The organism is Ralstonia sp. Ralssp110 (assembly GCF_047325135.1).
In the GTDB taxonomy this organism is placed as follows: Bacteria; Pseudomonadota; Gammaproteobacteria; order Burkholderiales; family Burkholderiaceae; genus Ralstonia; species Ralstonia mojiangensis.
In genome coordinates, this window is record NZ_CP168609.1 from 841,970 (window position 1) to 857,523 (window position 15,554).

General features: G+C 63.7%; 16 protein-coding genes. 4 read left to right on the forward strand and 12 right to left on the reverse strand.

Going from position 1 to position 15,554, the window contains the following annotated elements:
• Window positions 1-59: 59 nt before the first annotated feature.
• The 10 genes from flgK to flgB all read right to left on the reverse strand — a co-directional run bounded on the left by flgK (window position 60) and on the right by flgB (window position 9,769).
• The gene (gene flgK, locus ACEN9T_RS04450) at window positions 60-1,997 is read right to left on the reverse strand and encodes a flagellar hook-associated protein FlgK (RefSeq protein ID WP_413706550.1); all 1,938 of its coding nucleotides are present in this window, start codon (window positions 1,995-1,997) and stop codon (window positions 60-62) included.
• Window positions 1,998-2,112: 115 nt separating this feature from the next.
• Window positions 2,113-3,198, reverse strand: coding sequence for a flagellar assembly peptidoglycan hydrolase FlgJ (flgJ, locus tag ACEN9T_RS04455; RefSeq protein WP_092971056.1), 1,086 nt, complete (start codon window positions 3,196-3,198; stop codon window positions 2,113-2,115).
• Between the two features lie 16 nt (window positions 3,199-3,214).
• The gene (locus tag ACEN9T_RS04460) at window positions 3,215-4,348 is read right to left on the reverse strand and encodes a flagellar basal body P-ring protein FlgI (protein WP_092971055.1); all 1,134 of its coding nucleotides are present in this window, start codon (window positions 4,346-4,348) and stop codon (window positions 3,215-3,217) included.
• Between the two features lie 10 nt (window positions 4,349-4,358).
• Window positions 4,359-5,111 carry a flagellar basal body L-ring protein FlgH gene (locus ACEN9T_RS04465; protein ID WP_092971054.1) on the reverse strand — a complete coding sequence of 251 codons (753 nt, stop codon included), beginning with the start codon at window positions 5,109-5,111 and terminating at the stop codon, window positions 4,359-4,361.
• A 32-nt stretch (window positions 5,112-5,143) separates the two neighbouring features.
• Window positions 5,144-5,926: a flagellar basal-body rod protein FlgG gene (flgG, locus tag ACEN9T_RS04470; protein ID WP_009240010.1), complete on the reverse strand. Its 783-nt coding sequence runs from the start codon at window positions 5,924-5,926 to the stop codon at window positions 5,144-5,146.
• A gap of 40 nt (window positions 5,927-5,966) precedes the next feature.
• Window positions 5,967-6,704 carry a flagellar basal-body rod protein FlgF gene (gene flgF / locus ACEN9T_RS04475; RefSeq protein ID WP_024977569.1) on the reverse strand — a complete coding sequence of 246 codons (738 nt, stop codon included), beginning with the start codon at window positions 6,702-6,704 and terminating at the stop codon, window positions 5,967-5,969.
• A gap of 45 nt (window positions 6,705-6,749) precedes the next feature.
• Complete coding sequence (gene flgE / locus ACEN9T_RS04480; protein WP_092971053.1) at window positions 6,750-7,958, reverse strand: flagellar hook protein FlgE; 1,209 nt, start codon at window positions 7,956-7,958, stop codon at window positions 6,750-6,752.
• Window positions 7,959-8,012: 54 nt separating this feature from the next.
• On the reverse strand, window positions 8,013-8,669 hold the full coding sequence (locus ACEN9T_RS04485) for a flagellar hook assembly protein FlgD (protein WP_413706551.1): 657 nt from the start codon (window positions 8,667-8,669) through the stop codon (window positions 8,013-8,015).
• Window positions 8,670-8,696: 27 nt separating this feature from the next.
• A complete protein-coding gene (flgC, locus tag ACEN9T_RS04490; protein ID WP_004631403.1) occupies window positions 8,697-9,104 on the reverse strand; it encodes a flagellar basal body rod protein FlgC in 408 nt (135 codons plus the stop codon).
• Between the two features lie 209 nt (window positions 9,105-9,313).
• Window positions 9,314-9,769 (reverse strand): flagellar basal body rod protein FlgB, encoded by a 456-nt coding sequence (flgB, locus tag ACEN9T_RS04495; protein ID WP_024542108.1) that lies wholly within the window; start codon window positions 9,767-9,769, stop codon window positions 9,314-9,316.
• A gap of 434 nt (window positions 9,770-10,203) precedes the next feature.
• On the opposite strand from flgB, the gene flgA reads away from it, so the two are divergent.
• The 4 genes from flgA (at window position 10,204) to ACEN9T_RS04515 (ending at window position 13,268) form a co-directional block, all read left to right on the forward strand.
• Window positions 10,204-11,061 carry a flagellar basal body P-ring formation chaperone FlgA gene (gene flgA, locus ACEN9T_RS04500; RefSeq protein ID WP_413706552.1) on the forward strand — a complete coding sequence of 286 codons (858 nt, stop codon included), beginning with the start codon at window positions 10,204-10,206 and terminating at the stop codon, window positions 11,059-11,061.
• Between the two features lie 122 nt (window positions 11,062-11,183).
• A complete protein-coding gene (flgM, locus tag ACEN9T_RS04505) occupies window positions 11,184-11,504 on the forward strand; it encodes a flagellar biosynthesis anti-sigma factor FlgM (RefSeq protein ID WP_092971051.1) in 321 nt (106 codons plus the stop codon).
• 127 nt (window positions 11,505-11,631) lie between these two features.
• On the forward strand, window positions 11,632-12,093 hold the full coding sequence (locus ACEN9T_RS04510) for a flagella synthesis protein FlgN (RefSeq protein WP_004631399.1): 462 nt from the start codon (window positions 11,632-11,634) through the stop codon (window positions 12,091-12,093).
• 458 nt (window positions 12,094-12,551) lie between these two features.
• On the forward strand, window positions 12,552-13,268 hold the full coding sequence (locus ACEN9T_RS04515) for a LuxR C-terminal-related transcriptional regulator (protein WP_092971050.1): 717 nt from the start codon (window positions 12,552-12,554) through the stop codon (window positions 13,266-13,268).
• Window positions 13,269-13,391: 123 nt separating this feature from the next.
• Here ACEN9T_RS04515 and ACEN9T_RS04520 read toward each other — a convergent pair whose 3' ends face one another.
• Both ACEN9T_RS04520 and ACEN9T_RS04525 read right to left on the reverse strand, forming a co-directional pair.
• Window positions 13,392-14,453: a porin gene (locus tag ACEN9T_RS04520; RefSeq protein ID WP_092971049.1), complete on the reverse strand. Its 1,062-nt coding sequence runs from the start codon at window positions 14,451-14,453 to the stop codon at window positions 13,392-13,394.
• A gap of 260 nt (window positions 14,454-14,713) precedes the next feature.
• Window positions 14,714-15,442, reverse strand: coding sequence for a GntR family transcriptional regulator (locus ACEN9T_RS04525; protein ID WP_413706553.1), 729 nt, complete (start codon window positions 15,440-15,442; stop codon window positions 14,714-14,716).
• Window positions 15,443-15,554: the final 112 nt, after the last annotated feature.

A 15,554-nucleotide genomic window follows, 5' to 3' on the forward strand; every position in this document is an offset into this window, starting at 1 on the left:
CGGACGGTAGGGCTTTAGGACGTTATCGGCAGGCGGCGCGGTTTCTTCAGTTGCCCCGATCAGCCGCCGGCAATCGACAGCAAGCTGTCGAACAGCGAATTGGCCGTCTGCATCACCTTGGCCGAGGCCTGGTACGCCTGCTGGTACTTCATCAGGTTCATCGCCTCGTCATCGAGGTTCACCCCCGACACCGACTGCTGCTGTTGCGTAGAGCTGGCCAGCAGCGCCTTCTGCGAGGTCAGGTTGGTGCTGGCGCGGTTGGCCTGCACACCCACTTGGGTGACGAGGTTGTTCCATGCCGAACCGATCGAGGTCGTGCCGCCGTCCAGCAGATTGCTGTTGCGCAGCTTGGCCAGCGCGCTGGCGTTGCGGTTGTCCGTGCTGTTGGCGGTGTTGGCTGAAATGGCGAACGTGTCGCCGTTGCCGGGCAAGCCCGAAAGCGTCATCTGCACGCCGTTGAACGCGTACGTCGCGCCCTGCGTGTACGGCGCCGTGCCGCCCGTGTACGTGGTGGACGTGCCGCCCACCGTGACCGTCACACTGCCCGGGAACCCCGACAGCGAACCACCCACGGCCGAGCTATACGTCAGGTTGACCGGCGAGGCGAGCGGCGAACCGGCATACGTGCTGTCCACCCCCAGCGACGACACCGTGGCGCTGCCCGTGTTGTTGCTGCCCTGGTTGAGCACCACGGGCGAGGCCGCGGCCACGTTGTGGTAATCGGTCGTGAGCGTCTGCATGGTGGCCGCCGCGTTGGCGGTCGGGCGCACCAGGAAGGAATCGCCGCTGTTCATCGTGCCCGACAGGTTCAGCGTGACGCCGTCAATCGTGGTCGGCCAGCTCGACACCGTTACAGAGGCGGAGCCGTCCGGATAGTGCGAAACGGTGTAGGCGCCGCCCTGGTATTTGACCTGGTAGTCGTAGCCCTGCCCCGCATTGGCGTTGGTGATGCTGGCAGTCAGCGAGCCGCTGCCGGTGTTGCTCGTGCTGGGCGCAACGCTCGGGCTGGCCACGGAGAAGAGGTCCGTGCCCATCTTGCCGTTGGCGTCCATGCCAAGCTTGTTCTGCGCGTTCACGTCGGCCGCCACGGCGGTGGCCAGGCGGCCCAGGCTGTTCTGCGCCGGAATAAGCGTGTTGTTGCGGAAGTCCATCAGGCCGCCGAGCGCACCGCCGCCGAGCTGGCTGTCGTCGATGTTGACCGTACCGCCCGGGCTCTTGTAGCCGACCGACAGTTGCGTCGGGTCGTACTGCGATGGCACCGCCGTCAACTGGTAGCTCTTGTTGCCCTGCACCAGCGCCTGGCCGTTGCCCACGTAGATGTTGAACTGGCCGTCGCCGGTCTGCACCACGCTCGCCTTGATCGACTGATTGAGCGTCTGGACAAGCTGGTCGCGCTGGTCACGCAGGTCGTTGGCCGGCTGGCCGGTCGACGCTTCCGCCTTGGAAATCTGGTCGTTCAGCGAAGCGATCTGCTGCGCCGTGCCGTTGACCGCGCTGATCTGCGTCTGCACCTGCGTGTTGACCTGGCTGTTGAGCGAACTCAACTGGCCGGCAATCGAATTGAAGCGGCTTTGCAGGCCAGCGGCGGCGTTCAGGAAAACCTGGCGCGCGGTGGTGTCCGACGGCTTGGAGGCCAGGCCATCGGCGGCGTTGAAGAAACTGGTGAGCGACGAAGTCAGGCCACTGTTGCTGTCCGACATGTACTGGCTCAAGCCCGACACCAGGCTATTGAGCTGGTCGGCCGCGCTGGTCGAGGCCTGGCCGCTTTGCACCTGTGCAGTCAGGAACTGGTCGTAGATGCGCTTGACGGTCGTGACATTGGCGCCCTGGCCGAGATAGCCCACGCCGGCATACAGCGGAATGTTTTCCGTCTGCACGGCTTCCTGGCGCGAATAGCCGGGCGTGCTGGCGTTGGCAATGTTGTTGCCGGTCACTTGCAGGTTGATATCGGCAACCCGCAGGCCGGACGCGCCAATATTCAGAAGGGAGCTGCTCATAGTTGTCTCGGTGCGGGCAGCACGAAGCCGCCGGAATAAGCTCTAGAAACAACATCGGCCGGACAAGCGCAAACTTGAGCCGGCCGTCGTCGCCAAAATATGGCCCTTAGATCACTCAAACGATCTGTTTGAGCACCGCCATGATCTTGTGGGCGTAGTTCGGATCCGTGGCGTAGCCTGCGCGCTGCAAGCCCTTGGCAAACGACGCCGCATCGTTGCCGTTGCCCGCTGCCACGACGTTGCTGTAGCGCGGGTTGTTGGCCAGCAGGTTGGCGTAGTCCTTGAACGCCTCGGCATATGAGCTGTACGCGCGGAATTTCTCCTGGACCTTATGGGCCACGCCGCCGATGTATTCGGTGGTGGTCACCGTGGCGGTCTTGCCTGCCCACGAGCCGCCCGCCTTGATGCCGAACAGGTTGTGCGTGTTCGTGCCGTCCTTTGCCTTGATCTCGCGGCGGCCCCAGCCGGACTCCAGTGCGGCATGGCCGATCATGAAGTTGGCGGGAATGCCGGTTTCCTGCGCCGCCTGCGATGCGTGGCCGATCAGCTTGTTGTAGAAACTGCTCATGCGCTCGCCGCGCGGCTCCGATGCCACCGTCGACAGGTCGACTTCTGGCGGCGCGCTGGGGGCCTGCGCCTGGGCATCCGCCTGCTTGCGCAGGGCGGCCAGCGCACGCTGCACGCGTTCTTCCAGGCCCGGGCGCGGCACGGTGCTGATGCCCGAGCCGTCGTCTTCCGTGCCCGGCGCAACGGCTGCGGCCATGCTGTTGAGCGACGAACGGGCGATGGCCTTCGCGGCATCGTTGGTGGCACCTGCGGCACCCGGCAGCGCGGTATTGGTCGCCGTCGTGTTGGACAGCGCGGTATTCACCTTGCCACCCGCATCCGGGTTCACATGGTTGGCCTGACGCAGCATCTGTTTCAGAAGCTGGTCTGCCACGCCCACGCCGCGTGAGGCCATGGTCTGCGAAAGCTGCTGGTCGAGCATCGACGTGTACATCTTGCTCGACGACGAATCGAGCGGCCCGTTCTGCGGCGATGCATCGCGCATCTGCTTGAGCATCATGTTCACGAAGATCGCATCGAACTGCTTGGCGACGGTCTTGGCGGCGCCAGTCGGATCGGTACGTGCCGTTTGCTTGAGCGACTCGAATCCTCGGGAATCGAGCGCCAGGCGGCTGGTGAGGTCGGTTTGGTTCATCGTGGCCTCCCCAGCGTCAGATGATTTCCAGATCGGCGCGCAGCGCGTTGGCCGCCTTCATCGCCTGCAGGATCGAGATCAGGTCTTGCGGGTTGGCGCCAATCGCGTTGATGGCCTTGACCACGTCCGCCAGGTTGGTGCCGCCCTTCACGTTGATGAGGCTGCCGCCTTGCTGCTTGACCTCGATGTTCGAGCGCGCTGCGGCCACCGTCTGCCCCTGCGAGAACGGCGCCGGCTGGCTGACGACCGGATCTGTGCTGATGGTGACCGACAGGCTGCCGTGCGCCACCGCGCAGGGCTCGAGCTTGACGAGCTGGTTCATGACCACCGAGCCCGTGCGGGCGTTGACCACCACACGTGCGGCGGCCAGCGCCGGTGTCACGTCGATGTTCTGCAGCTTGGCCAGAAAGCCCACGCGGTCCGACGCCAGGGCCGGTGCGCGCACGTTGATCGTGCGGCCGTCCGCGGCTTGCGCCGTGTCCGTGCCGAACTGCTTGTTGATGGCGGTGACGATGTTCTGCACCGTGCCGAAATCTGTCGTGCCGGTATCGAGCTGGATACTGCCCGCCTCGCCCACCGTGGCCTGCACGGCACGCTCCACCGTGGCGCCATTGGCGATACGCCCGGCGCCGAGCTGGTTGATCTGCACCTTGCTGCCATTGGCCGATGCGCCTGCGCCGCCAATCACCACGTTGCCTTGTGCCAATGCGTAGAGCTGGCCGTCCACGCCCTTGAGCGGCGTGAGGAGCAGCGTGCCGCCACGCAGGCTCTTGGCGTTACCGATGGACGACACCGTCACGTCGATGGTCTGACCCGGCCGCACAAAGGCAGGCAGCGTAGCCGTCACCACCACGGCGGCGGTGTTCTTGAGCTGGATGCTCGCGCCGGCCGGCACATTGATGCCGAACTGCGTGAGCATGTTGTTGAAGCTCTGGACCGTGAACGGGGTTTGCGTGGTTTGGTCGCCGCTGCCGTCCAGGCCGACGACAAGGCCGTAGCCGATCAGCGCGTTGTCGCGCACGCCGGCAACGGTGGTCAGATCCTTGATGCGATCAGCGTGTGCCGTTGTCGGAACAACTGCGGAAATTGCGCTCAGTGCCACCAGGGCCGCGCCAAGGGTTCGATACAACCTCGTTCGATGCAAAGTCATGGCAGATCCCTCAGAACGGTGACACGGTCAGGAAGAACCGCGACAGCCAGCCCATCTGCTGGGCTTCGGCCACATAGCCCGTGCCGCGGTATTCCATGCGTGCGTCCGCCACCTGGGTAGACAACACGGTGTTTTGATTGTTGACGGTGGTCGGGTTGACCACGCCGGAGAACTTGATCGACTCGGTGCCCTGGCCCACGGCCATCTGCTTCTCGCCGCTGACCACCAGGTTGCCGTTGCCGAGCACTTCCACCACTGTGACGGTAATCGTGGCCGTGAAGTTGTTCTGCGCACCGTTGGCGCCCTTGCTGTCGAACTTGTTGGCGTCGCTGGCCGACACACCCAGCAGCGACAGCACGCCCGGGTTCATGCCGGCAAACGTCGGCACCGAAGCGCTCATGCTGCCCGTGCGGTTGACGCTGCCGGAGGTCTGCTTGCTGGCCGCCGTGTTCTCGGTGATCACGATCGTGATCGTGTCGCCCACCATGTGGGCGCGGCGGTCTTCAAACATGCCGCGGAACCCGCCGCTGCCCGATGCCACTTCCTGGTAGATCGCCCCGTTCTGGCGCGGTGCCATCACCGGCATCGGTGGGCGCGCGGTTGTCGGACCCTGCACGATCGGGGCCGGCGGCGGCAGCATGCCGCACGCCGTAGCGAGCAAGGCGGCCGTGCCAAGCACGGCCAATCGAACGACTCGAACAGCAGACACAGCGCGGCCGCTGTGCTTGCCATTCTGGAGCGAGTAAACCGGGGGGGTATGCATCGCACTACATCCTCAAAAACTGCGCCGTCAGCTCAAAGCTGAGACAGCTTCTCCAGCATCTGGTCCGACGTCTGGACCGACTTGCTGTTGATCTCATACGCGCGCTGCGTCTGGATCATGTTGACCATTTCTTCCACCACGTTCACGTTGGACGTTTCAACGTAGTTCTGATTGAGCGCGCCCACGCCGTTCGAGCCCGGGTTGGCCAGGTTGGCCGTGCCCGACGCTTCGGTTTCGGCGTACAGGTTTTCGCCCATGCTGCGCAGGCCGGCCGGGTTGATGAAGTTGGCCAGCTGGAACGTGCCCACCTGCGTGTTGTTGACCGTGCCCGGCGTAGTGACCGTCACAACGCCGTCCTTGCCGATGGTCAGGCTGGTGGCGTTCTGCGGCACCGTCACGGCCGGCTGGACCGGGTAGCCGCTGGAGGTCACAAGCTGCCCCTGCGCGTTGATCTGGAAGCTACCGTCACGCGTGTAGGCCAGCGTGCCGTCGGGCATCTGCACCTGGAAGAAGCCGTTGCCGTTGATGGCCACGTCGGTCGAGTTGCCCGTCTGCTGCAGGTTGCCCTGCGTGTGCAGACGCTCGGTGGCGACGATGCGCGTACCGGTACCGATCTGCATGCCCGAAGGCAGCGTGGTCTGTTGCGACGACTGCGCACCCGGCTCGCGCACGTTCTGATACAGCAAGTCTTCGAACACGGCGCGCGAGCGCTTGAAGCCCGTCGTGTTGACGTTCGCCAGGTTGTTCGAGATGACATCCAGCTGCGATTGCTGGGCGTCCATCCCGGTTTTGGAAATCCACAGGGAGCGAATCATGTTCGAGTCCTTGGTTGATTCAATTCATTGCGCCGGCCGTTCAGGCGTGGCGCAGCAGTTCATTGGCCGACTGGGCGTTCGTGTCGCTCGTGTGCAGCGACTTCATCTGCATTTCCAGTTGGCGCGAAATTTCGATCATGTTGACCAGCGAATCGGTCAGGTTGACGTTGCTGCCTTCAAGCGCCCCGCCGGTCACACGGACTTTCTCATCCACATCGGCATCCTGGCCGTCGCGCTGGCGGAACAGGCCATCGGCGCCGCGGTCGATGTTCGACGGGTCGATGCTCACCAGCTTCAGACGGCCCAGCGACACGGGCGGCGTACGGCTGTCGGCGCTGATCGCGTTGACCGTGCCGTCCTTGGCAAACTGCACCGTGGTGTCGGGCGGCAGCGTGATCGGGCCGCCATCGCCCAGCACCGGCTGGCCGGAGAGCGTCTGGATCGTGCCGTCAGGACCGAGCTGGAACGTACCGGCGCGGGTGTAAGCCTCGCCGCCATCGGGCGTCTGCACGGCAAAGAAGCCTTGCCCGTCGATGGCCACATCCAGGCTGCGGCCGGTGGTCTCGATCGGGCCGGGCGCGAGGTCCGTACCGATGGCCGAGGCCATCACGTAGCTGCGCGTGGGCGAGCCATCGCCTTGCACACCCACCGTATGGAACGCGTCGATCTGCGCCTTGAAGCCGGTGGTGCTGGCGTTGGCGAGGTTGTTGGCACTGGCAGCCTGTTGATCGAACAGGTGCTTTACGCCAGTCATCGACACGTAGATCGAGCGGTCCATGCGAGTGTCCTTGGTGTGCGGTCAGTCAGCTTCGGGCAACGACGATTACATCGTCACCAGGGTCTGCAGGATGGTGTCCTGCGTCTTGATGGTCTGCGCGTTGGCTTGATACGAGCGCTGGGCAATGATCATGTTGACCAGCTCGGCAGACAGGTCCACGTTAGATTGCTCCACCGCCGACGATTGCAGCAGGCCGAACGAACCCATGCCCGGCGTGCCCAGGTTGGGGGCGCCCGAGTTGGACGTTTCCACCCATTGGTTGCCGCCGATGTTCTGCAGACCTTCGGGCGACTTGAAGTTGGCCATGGCAACCTGGCCCAGCGTCGACGTGCGGCCATTGGAGTAGCGCGCGGTGACGGTGCCATCGGTACCGACCGCGTAGCTGGCCAGGCGGCCGGTGGCGTAACCGTCTTGCGTCACGCCCGGGGCGGTGTCGTTATAGCCGCCGCCGTACTGCGTGGTGCCCGTGAAATCCATGCTGGCGATGCTCATGCCGGCGAAGGCCGTGGCGATCTTGCTCGGCGTGGAAGTCAGCTGGCCGCTGCTGTTGAACGTCAGCGACGTCACCGGGTTGCCGCCGGTCGGGTTGTTGCCGTCAACTTGCGAGTACACATCCCAGCCTGCGGCGGTGCGCACGTAGTAGTTGGTCAGCATGTGGGCCGTGCCCGTGCCGTCGTACACCTGTTCCGAAACGGAGTGGTTGAACGTGGCCGAGTTGGTGGCCGAGAACGGCGTGGTGGTCGGCACCGTGGCGGCAGCATCCAGGTTCACGCCGAACGCGGTGTTGGTGGTCGCCAGCGGCGCCAGGTCGTTGACGGGAATCTTCAGGTTGGTCAGCACGGCGGTGTTGACCTTGCCGGTGGAATCCACGCCGTAGCCGGTCAGGTTCTGGCCGGTGGCCGAGATGATGAAACCGTTCTTGTCGGTCTGGAACTGGCCGTTACGCGTGTACGACACCTGGCCGCTGGACGGGTCGACCATGCGGTAGAAGCCCGTGCCGTTGATGGCGATATCCAGCGGGTTGCCGGTGTTGGTCACGTTGCCCTGCGTGAACGACTGCGACACCTTGGTCACACTCACGCCCTGGCCGATCTGGTTATCGGACGCACCCACGAGCGAGCGTGCGTACACGTCGCCAAACTCGGCGGTCGATTTCTTGTAGCCGACAGTGTTGGCGTTTGCCACGTTGCTGCCGATCACGTCGAGGTTTGCAGAGGCGGCGTCGAGACCGCTCAGGCCTTGCTGGAATCCCATAGTGTTCTCCCGTAGAAGATAAAAGCGCGGGGTCTGCCCGCAGTTGACCGGTAATTACTGAATCGATGCAACGTCGGACAGCTTGGCGGTTCCGCCAGACGCCAACGCCAGCTGCATCGTGCCGTTGTTGATGGTGACGCCAGCCACCTTGTCGGTGCCGAGCGCGTTTGCCGTGACGACCTTCCCACCCTGCGTGGCCGTCACCTTGATGGAATAGGCGCCGTCGGCGAGCTGGTTGCCCTTGTCGTCTTTGCCGTTCCACGTGTAGTTGCCACTGCCGGCTGCCATCTGGCCGAGGTCGACGGTGCGCACAGCCACACCCGCAGCGTTCGTGATCGTGACGACGACATCGTCGGCACCGGTGGGCACCGAGACGCCGAAGTTGGCGGCGCCCGAAGCCAGCGTCAGGTTGTTGGTCGGCACCTGCACGGTGCGGCCGATCATCGACGACGCCTGCGTGGTCGCGTTCTGCGTGAGCATGCTCGACATCGTGGTGTTCAACTGCTGGATGCCGTTCACAGTGTTGATCTGCGCAAGTTGCGAGGTCATCTGCGAGTTGTCCATCGGGTTGAGCGGATCCTGGTTCTTCAACTGCGCCACGAGCAGTTGCATGAACGTGTTTTGCAGGTCGTTGCCGCTGGTGATGGCGAGCTGGTTGCCGGAGGTCGTACCCGCGGTGCTGGTGGTGTTGGTCGTTGAGCTGACGGTCATGTTCGTGTCTCGCTAGGAAGGTGCCGCTTACTGGCCCAGGGTCAGAGCCTTGGAGGCCATCGTCTTGGTGGTGTTGGCGACTTCCACGTTGGCCTGGTACGAGCGCGACGCAGAAATCATGTTGACCATTTCGTCCACCACATCGACGTTCGGCATGGTCACGTAGCCGTCGGCATCGGCCAGCGGGTTGCCCGGCTGGTGCATGCGCTTCATGGGGGTGACGGTGTCTTCCACCACGCGGTCGACCGACACGCCGGTGGCGTAGTCGTCAGACTCCTGCGCGGGCGAGAACACCACCTGCTTGGCGCGGTATGCCTTGCCGTCCGGGCCCGTCACGCTTTCGGCGTTGGCCAGGTTGGAGGCGACCACGTTCATGCGCTTGGACTGCGCGGTGAGCGCGCTGCCAGCTACATCCATCACCTTGAATAGCGACATGTTGATTCCGATGTCTTCAAATACTGTTGCCGGCATTGCTGCCGAACCGATCCGGTTGTTCTGTATGGCGGCTTGCTCCGGACCGATCTTTCTCGGCCCGGAGCGCCACACAGTTCCCGCCCCTCTTTCGCCGCGCGTGATTGCAGCGCGGTCGTCTTAATGCCTGTCTGCTGCTCTTGCTGCTCTTGCTGCTGGTGCTACATCGCGCGCTAGCTGTTCTGAATGGCCGCCAGCATCGACTTGATCTTCTGCGTCACGATGCTCAGATCGGCCTCGTAGCGCACGGTGTTATCGGCAAAGCGCATGCGCTCGCCATCCATGTCCACCGTGTTGCCGTCGATGGACGGCTGCTGCGACGTGCGGTACTGCACTTCGCCCTGCAGCGCCTTGGTCTGCTGCGACAGCGACGCCTGCATCAGCGAGACATCGCCGGCCGGTGCGCCATCCACGCTCAGGTGGCCTGCAGCCGTTGCCGTCATCGGCAGGCTGTTACCGCTTTGCTGGCCGACCGCCTTCTGCAGGGCCGACTGAAAATCGAAGTCGCGCGCCTTGTAATTGGGCGTATCGGCGTTGGCGATGTTCGAGGCCAGGATCTGGTGACGCTGCGAGCGCAAGTGCAGCGCCTGCTCCTGAAAACCGAACAACTGATCCAGCTTGTCGACCATGTCTGTCATTCCTTGCGCGTGGCGCCCTGGTTACTGCTGCCACCCGCCTGGGTTGCGTTCTGTGTTGCGTTTGCGTGTTGCGCGTTCCCTTCGGCCGGAGAACTCGGCATCAGCGGCCCCTTCAAAACCGCCGATGCCGTCTCCAAAACCGCTGAACCGCTTGTCATGCTGAGTTGCCGTCATGCAACCTCAGTGGAAAAGACCTGTCTGCGAATCCGATATCTGGCCGAAGAATGCGCAACCTGGCCGTCTACCGGGGCAGGCTGTACGGCCAGGAACCGCACAACGCCAGGGACTTCACCACGTTGCAAAGTCTAGGGGCCGGTGTGCAAGACCATTCGTCCGAATAAGGGGGGGATTGGCCGACATTTCCGCATTTGGCGTTCGCGCACGCGTGGCTAAACTTCACCGGACTTTTGATGAAGGGGCTCTCCATGTCCACGCGGTTTGCACGCAGCGCGCACCACCAGAACCGACCTGCCGCCACGGCCATGCCGCTGGCTGGGCGCAAGCGCCAGCTGTTGTTGATCCTGGCGCTGGGCCTGCTGGCGAGCATCACGCACCCGATCCTGGCGCACGCACAGGGCATGGTGCGCGTCGGCTATCCGCCGGCCCAAGCCGTGCAACAGCCCGCGCAGCCCACCACCATCCAGGGCCCGAACGCCATCCAGATGCAGATTCAGCAGCAACTGCAGTCGCAACTGGACATCCTGGGCGGCACGAATGAAACGGGAGCGCCACGTGCGTCGGTGGAAGTGGGCCCCGTGGATGCACGCGTGGCCAACCAGCCTTGCGACCAGATCGACCTGATGCTGCCCGCGGCCAACCGCCTGCGCGGCCGTATACAAGTGGGCGTGCGCTGCCGCACGCCTCACGCCTGGGCGGCCTGGGTGCCGGCCACGATTCAGATTACGGGGACGTATTACGTCGCCTCGCACCAGCTCCCGCCGGGCAAGACGCTTGATATGGGGGATCTGGAAGCCCGCACGGGCGACCTGTCGATGCTGCCGGCCTCGGTCGTGCAACAGCCGGCCGATGTGGTGGGGCGTGTACTGCTCACAAGCGTGGCCGCCAACCAGCCGCTGCGCGCCGAAAGCCTACGCCTGCCGGTTGCCGTGCAAGCCGGCCAGACCGTCAAGCTCATCGCCGAGGGCGGCGGCTTCCAGGTCAGCAGCGACGGCCGAGCCATGAACCAGGCTGCCGTGGGCCAAGTGGCGCAGGTGCGCACTGCCAACGGCAATGTCGTCTCCGGTATCGCACAGTCCGCCGGCGTCGTGGCGATCCAATTTTGATACCAAATTGATAACGATAGATCACTTTCACACTGTGATGCGTTATCGTTACCTGCCGCTAAAGTTTGGGCCGGGGTTGGCCGATATGGGTGTTAGGATGAACGCGCTCTTCGGAGACACCCGTGAAAATCAACCATATCGTGAACAACACGCCGGCCGTTGCGCCGACCAAGGACGCTGCGTCCGGGTCGACGCGCGCGACCGGTTCGTCCCCGGCCGCTACGACGGCTTCGGGCACTACGCGCCACACCGGCGATGCGCCGTCGCTGTCGGTCCAACAAGTCTCGCGCCAAGTGGGCAGCGGCGACTTCGATGCCGCGCGCGTCGAGCAGATCCGCAGTGCCATTCAGAATGGCACGCTCAAGATGGACGCCGGCAAGATCGCCGATGCGGCGCTTTCCGACGCGCAATCGCTGCTCTCCACGCGATCCAAGAAGGTCTGACGGGGGGTTCCCGTCGTCCGTCCCCTGTATTTTCTGACGCCGCCGGTCCGTTCGGACCGATCGCGGCGGGGCGGTGTGCCAGCCGGCGGCTGCCCAAGCTTCCAAGCCTGAGCCTGAGGTAGTCACCATGGATAACACACTGCTGATCCGCACCCTTGCCGACGAGCAGGAACTGCTGCGCGCCGCCACCCTCACCCTGGATGCCGAAGCGCAGGCGTTGCGCGATGGCGACATGGTCGAACTCGAGCGCATCACCCAGACCAAGCAAAAACAGCTCGCCGCCCTGGGCGAAGCCGACCGTGATCGCCGCCTGTGGTGGGCCCAGCACGGCGGCGCCGATCCGTACGGGCTGGTCAAATACCTGCGTACCGATGAAACCGCCAGCCGCCTGTTCGACGAAAACCTGGCCCTGGCCCGCCTGCTGCGCCAGCGCAACATCGACAACGGCACGCTGATCGACCTGCGCCTGCGCGCCACGCAGAACGCGCTGTCCGTGCTGCATGCTGCCAACAATGGCGGCGGCACCCCTTATGGCCGCGACGGCAAGCAACCGCTGTCGATGCCACGCTTCTCGGTCGTCGCGCAATAAGCCACCACAACACGTTTTTTGGGTACAAAAGCCCCGCTTTACGCTCACGTCAATGGGCGTGAAGTGGGGCTAGCTGCTGCTGCCTGATCCTGCTATCTATAGGGGGTCTAGCACACCACCGATCGGGGTAAACAAAAAGGTTTACATCCCATTGATGGGTGCAACAAGCATGCTGGGGATTTATTCTGCGATTTTGGCGGGGTTAATCCTCCGCGCCTGGCGACATAAACAAGAAAAACCGGAAGGAATTTGCGCCTGAATGGCGTGCCAAGGTTTCGGCCCGGTGGCACCGCATTGCGGTGACCGCCGGTTGAACGGGGAAATATACCGAGACCGCACGCCAGAAGCATTTCCACAAGCACGGCCATATTGATTTTGGACCTGCTGGGTTCAAATAGACGCGGCAACAAGCTGATTCCGGAAATGGGCAAACAAACCATAACCAGACAGGCGGCGCAGTGAAATCAATCGTAGTGGAGGCACACCCTTTGGTGCGTGCCGGCGCGACCCATGTGTTGCAATCCTTGCCGGCCATCACAGAAGTGGTCAGCGTCGAGCCAGACGAAGCTCTCTTTGAAAACCTCGCGGCGCATGCGGACGCCGAACTGGCCCTGATCGGCCTGCCCTTACCCGGCATCGACGATCTGCCAGCCCTCTCCCGACTGTTGCAACAGCCGCATCCCCGGCATGTCGCCGTACTGGGCGAAACCGACTCCGCTGCGCACGTGCGGACGCTGATGCAATTGAATGTCTCGGCCTATCTGCTGAAAAGCTATTCCGGCAAATTGATTGCAGCGGCATTGGAATTGGTGCTCGCCGGCGGCCGTTATGTGCCGGCGTCGATCGTGCTGACACGGCCTGAAGCCATTGCGGCAGGTTCTGCCAACGGTAATGACGATGGCGCATTGCTCGGCCTGACGCAGCGTCAATATGAGATTCTCGTCTTGCTCTCGCGCGGGCATCCGGTCAAAACCATCAGCCGCATGCTGAGTATTTCCGAGGCGACAACCAAGGCGCATATCAACGCGCTGTATCGCCGGCTGGAAGTGCGCAGCCGTACCGAGGCCGTCTTCGTCGCCACGCAACGCGGCGCCATGCTGCTGAATCAGCCGAACATTGGGGCGGAGTCCTCTTCGCAGCCCTCACCGCCGCTGCGCCTGGCGCGCACGGGCTGACGCTCAGCTCTTACCCGTCTTCCGCATAACAAAAAACGGCGCCCGGAATCCGGACGCCGTTGTAAATGCCCGCCCGCGGTGTCGAGACGCGGACGGTGACAAGGAAAGCAGAACGCGAAAGGCTTAGAACTTTGCGCGGATGCCTACACCGAAGGTGTCGGCCGTCGAAAGGTCCGACACCTTGTCGCGGAAGTACGCCGCATACACATCGGTGCGCTTGGACAGCGAATAGTCGTAACCGACCGCCCAGGTGTTGCGTTTCACGTCAGCCGCACCCGAGGTCTTCGTGTACGCGTACGACGCCAGGATGCTGCCCGGGCCCACCGGCACCGACACGCCCAGTTGGCCGCCGTTGCTCTTCGCGTCGCCGGTGCTGATCGTGTTCTTGATGTACTGGTATTGGCCGTACACCTTGACCACGCCAAAGTCATACGTGGCACCCAGCTGCCCCGCCGTCTGGCGCGCAAAGCCTGCCACCAGGCTGTTCAGGTCGCCAGGCGCGCCGTCGTAGCGCACCTGCTGGAACGCCGCCGTAGCTGCAAAGTTGCCGCGGAAGTACAGCAGGCTGCCGCCCCACTTGTTCTGACCGTTGTGGCCGGCTTGCTCGCCCGCGCCGTAGATCAGGTTAGCCGTCAGGCCGCCCATGTCCGGCGTGGAATACATGATCGAGTTGTCCCAGCCCGAATCCCCCACCAGACCCGAGATGCCCGCGGCGCCCGAACGGCCGTTGCCGAGGTAGGTGTGGAACACCATCGGCGAGAACGTGTATGAATCGATGAACGGATTAAACAGGATCGTCGAAACGAAGTACGGCGGGGTGTTACGACCGAGCTTGATCGAGCCCCAGCTGTTCGACTGCAGACCGACAAACGAATTACGTGCGAAGAAGTGGTCGCCATCAAAGCGGCCGGACTTGCCCGTATCGGGGCGGAAGAACGCTTCCAGGGTGAAGATTGCCTTCAGGCCGTTGCCCAGATCTTCGCTGCCCTTGAGACCCCAGTACGACGTCGACATACCGCCCGAGTTGACGCCCCAGGCGCGGTCCTGACCCAGGTTTTTGGTGGCGCCCGCCCAGGCATCCACCTGACCGTACAGCGTCACAGACGATTGAGCCTGCGCCGCGCCTGCGGTCAGACCAGCGGCGGCGGCCAGCACGGCCAGCGAAAAACGTCGCTTGAGTTGCATTATTGATTTCTCCCTCTTGTGGTTCCGGTGTGTTGAATCGACTGAATCAGCATTGGGGCGGCAGGTGGCTCAACCCGCCGCCGCTGAGATGGCGCCGTGAATGCAACTGCCGTGCCAATACGCTGTCGGCAAAGCGTCGCTTCACAAATAAATATGTTTTCGGGGGAAGGGGCGCAGACTAGCTTGAATACTTTAGGCGGACAAGTCCCCATCGCGGGGTGTGTGGCGCCGTTTCTGCACCGGTCTGGCGCAGTGCGCTTTCAGTCGTTTTGGAGCACGCGGATGTCGACTTCGCGCGTGTAGCGCTCGGGGGAAAAATCGCAGTACGTGAGGGAGATCGGTACATCAGCCACGCTGTAGCCGATACGACGCACACGGACCAGCGGCACGCCGGCTTCCACGCCGAGCTGCGCGGCCTGGTAAGCATCGGCCACACAGGCCAGCGGAGCCTCGCGAGAGCGCACAATGGTCAGGTTGGCGCGCTGAAAGACTTGCACGAACAGGCGATCTTCAAAGTCGCGCGCCTCGAGCATCGCCGCAAGCCTGGACGTGAGCCACGTACGCAGCAGCATGATGGGCTGCCCATCCACCTGGGCGCGGCGCTCGACAAACGCCACCTGCGCGCCCACCGCCAGGTCAAGCGCGGCAGCCACGGTCTCGTCGGCCGCCTCCAGTTGAAATGCACTGACCGTATAGACGGCGCCCGGGACGTATTCCAGCGCGGCGTCGGACTGGCCCGGCGCGTACAGCACCGGCCGATGCGGCCCCACGCGATCGAGCACCACGCTCCGCTGCCCTCGCGAGCGCCGGAGCAGCCCGCGCGCCGCCAGCTCATTCAGCGTGCGGCGCGCCGTCAAGCGCGATACGCCGTAGCGCTGGGCGACTTCGTTCTCGCTGGGCGCAATGCTGCCGGCCGGCAAGGTTCCGTGCAGGATGTCGAGCCGAATGCGGTCGGCCAGTTCGAGATATTTGGGCAGGCGGGGCGTCATGCCGTCGTTATACAGGAACGATCATCGTGCGCAGCAATGCAAAAGGCCCACCGGACAGGTGGGCCATTCGCGTTGCACGCTTGCACGCGCGCCAAGCAGGCAGGCCTGGCAG

Excerpts from the sequence above, each read along its gene's own strand:
- flgK (WP_413706550.1), bottom strand. The coding sequence starts at position 1,997 with ATGAGCAGCTCCCTTCTGAATATTGGCGCGTCCGGCCTGCGGGTTGCC.
- flgJ (WP_092971056.1), bottom strand. The coding sequence starts at position 3,198 with ATGAACCAAACCGACCTCACCAGCCGCCTGGCGCTCGATTCCCGAGGA.
- ACEN9T_RS04460 (WP_092971055.1), bottom strand. The coding sequence starts at position 4,348 with ATGACTTTGCATCGAACGAGGTTGTATCGAACCCTTGGCGCGGCCCTG.
- ACEN9T_RS04465 (WP_092971054.1), bottom strand. The coding sequence starts at position 5,111 with ATGCATACCCCCCCGGTTTACTCGCTCCAGAATGGCAAGCACAGCGGC.
- flgG (WP_009240010.1), bottom strand. The coding sequence starts at position 5,926 with ATGATTCGCTCCCTGTGGATTTCCAAAACCGGGATGGACGCCCAGCAA.
- flgF (WP_024977569.1), bottom strand. The coding sequence starts at position 6,704 with ATGGACCGCTCGATCTACGTGTCGATGACTGGCGTAAAGCACCTGTTC.
- flgE (WP_092971053.1), bottom strand. The coding sequence starts at position 7,958 with ATGGGATTCCAGCAAGGCCTGAGCGGTCTCGACGCCGCCTCTGCAAAC.
- ACEN9T_RS04485 (WP_413706551.1), bottom strand. The coding sequence starts at position 8,669 with ATGACCGTCAGCTCAACGACCAACACCACCAGCACCGCGGGTACGACC.
- flgC (WP_004631403.1), bottom strand. The coding sequence starts at position 9,104 with ATGTCGCTATTCAAGGTGATGGATGTAGCTGGCAGCGCGCTCACCGCG.
- flgB (WP_024542108.1), bottom strand. The coding sequence starts at position 9,769 with ATGGTCGACAAGCTGGATCAGTTGTTCGGTTTTCAGGAGCAGGCGCTG.
- flgA (WP_413706552.1), top strand. The coding sequence starts at position 10,204 with ATGTCCACGCGGTTTGCACGCAGCGCGCACCACCAGAACCGACCTGCC.
- ACEN9T_RS04510 (WP_004631399.1), top strand. The coding sequence starts at position 11,632 with ATGGATAACACACTGCTGATCCGCACCCTTGCCGACGAGCAGGAACTG.
- ACEN9T_RS04520 (WP_092971049.1), bottom strand. The coding sequence starts at position 14,453 with ATGCAACTCAAGCGACGTTTTTCGCTGGCCGTGCTGGCCGCCGCCGCT.
- ACEN9T_RS04525 (WP_413706553.1), bottom strand. The coding sequence starts at position 15,442 with ATGACGCCCCGCCTGCCCAAATATCTCGAACTGGCCGACCGCATTCGG.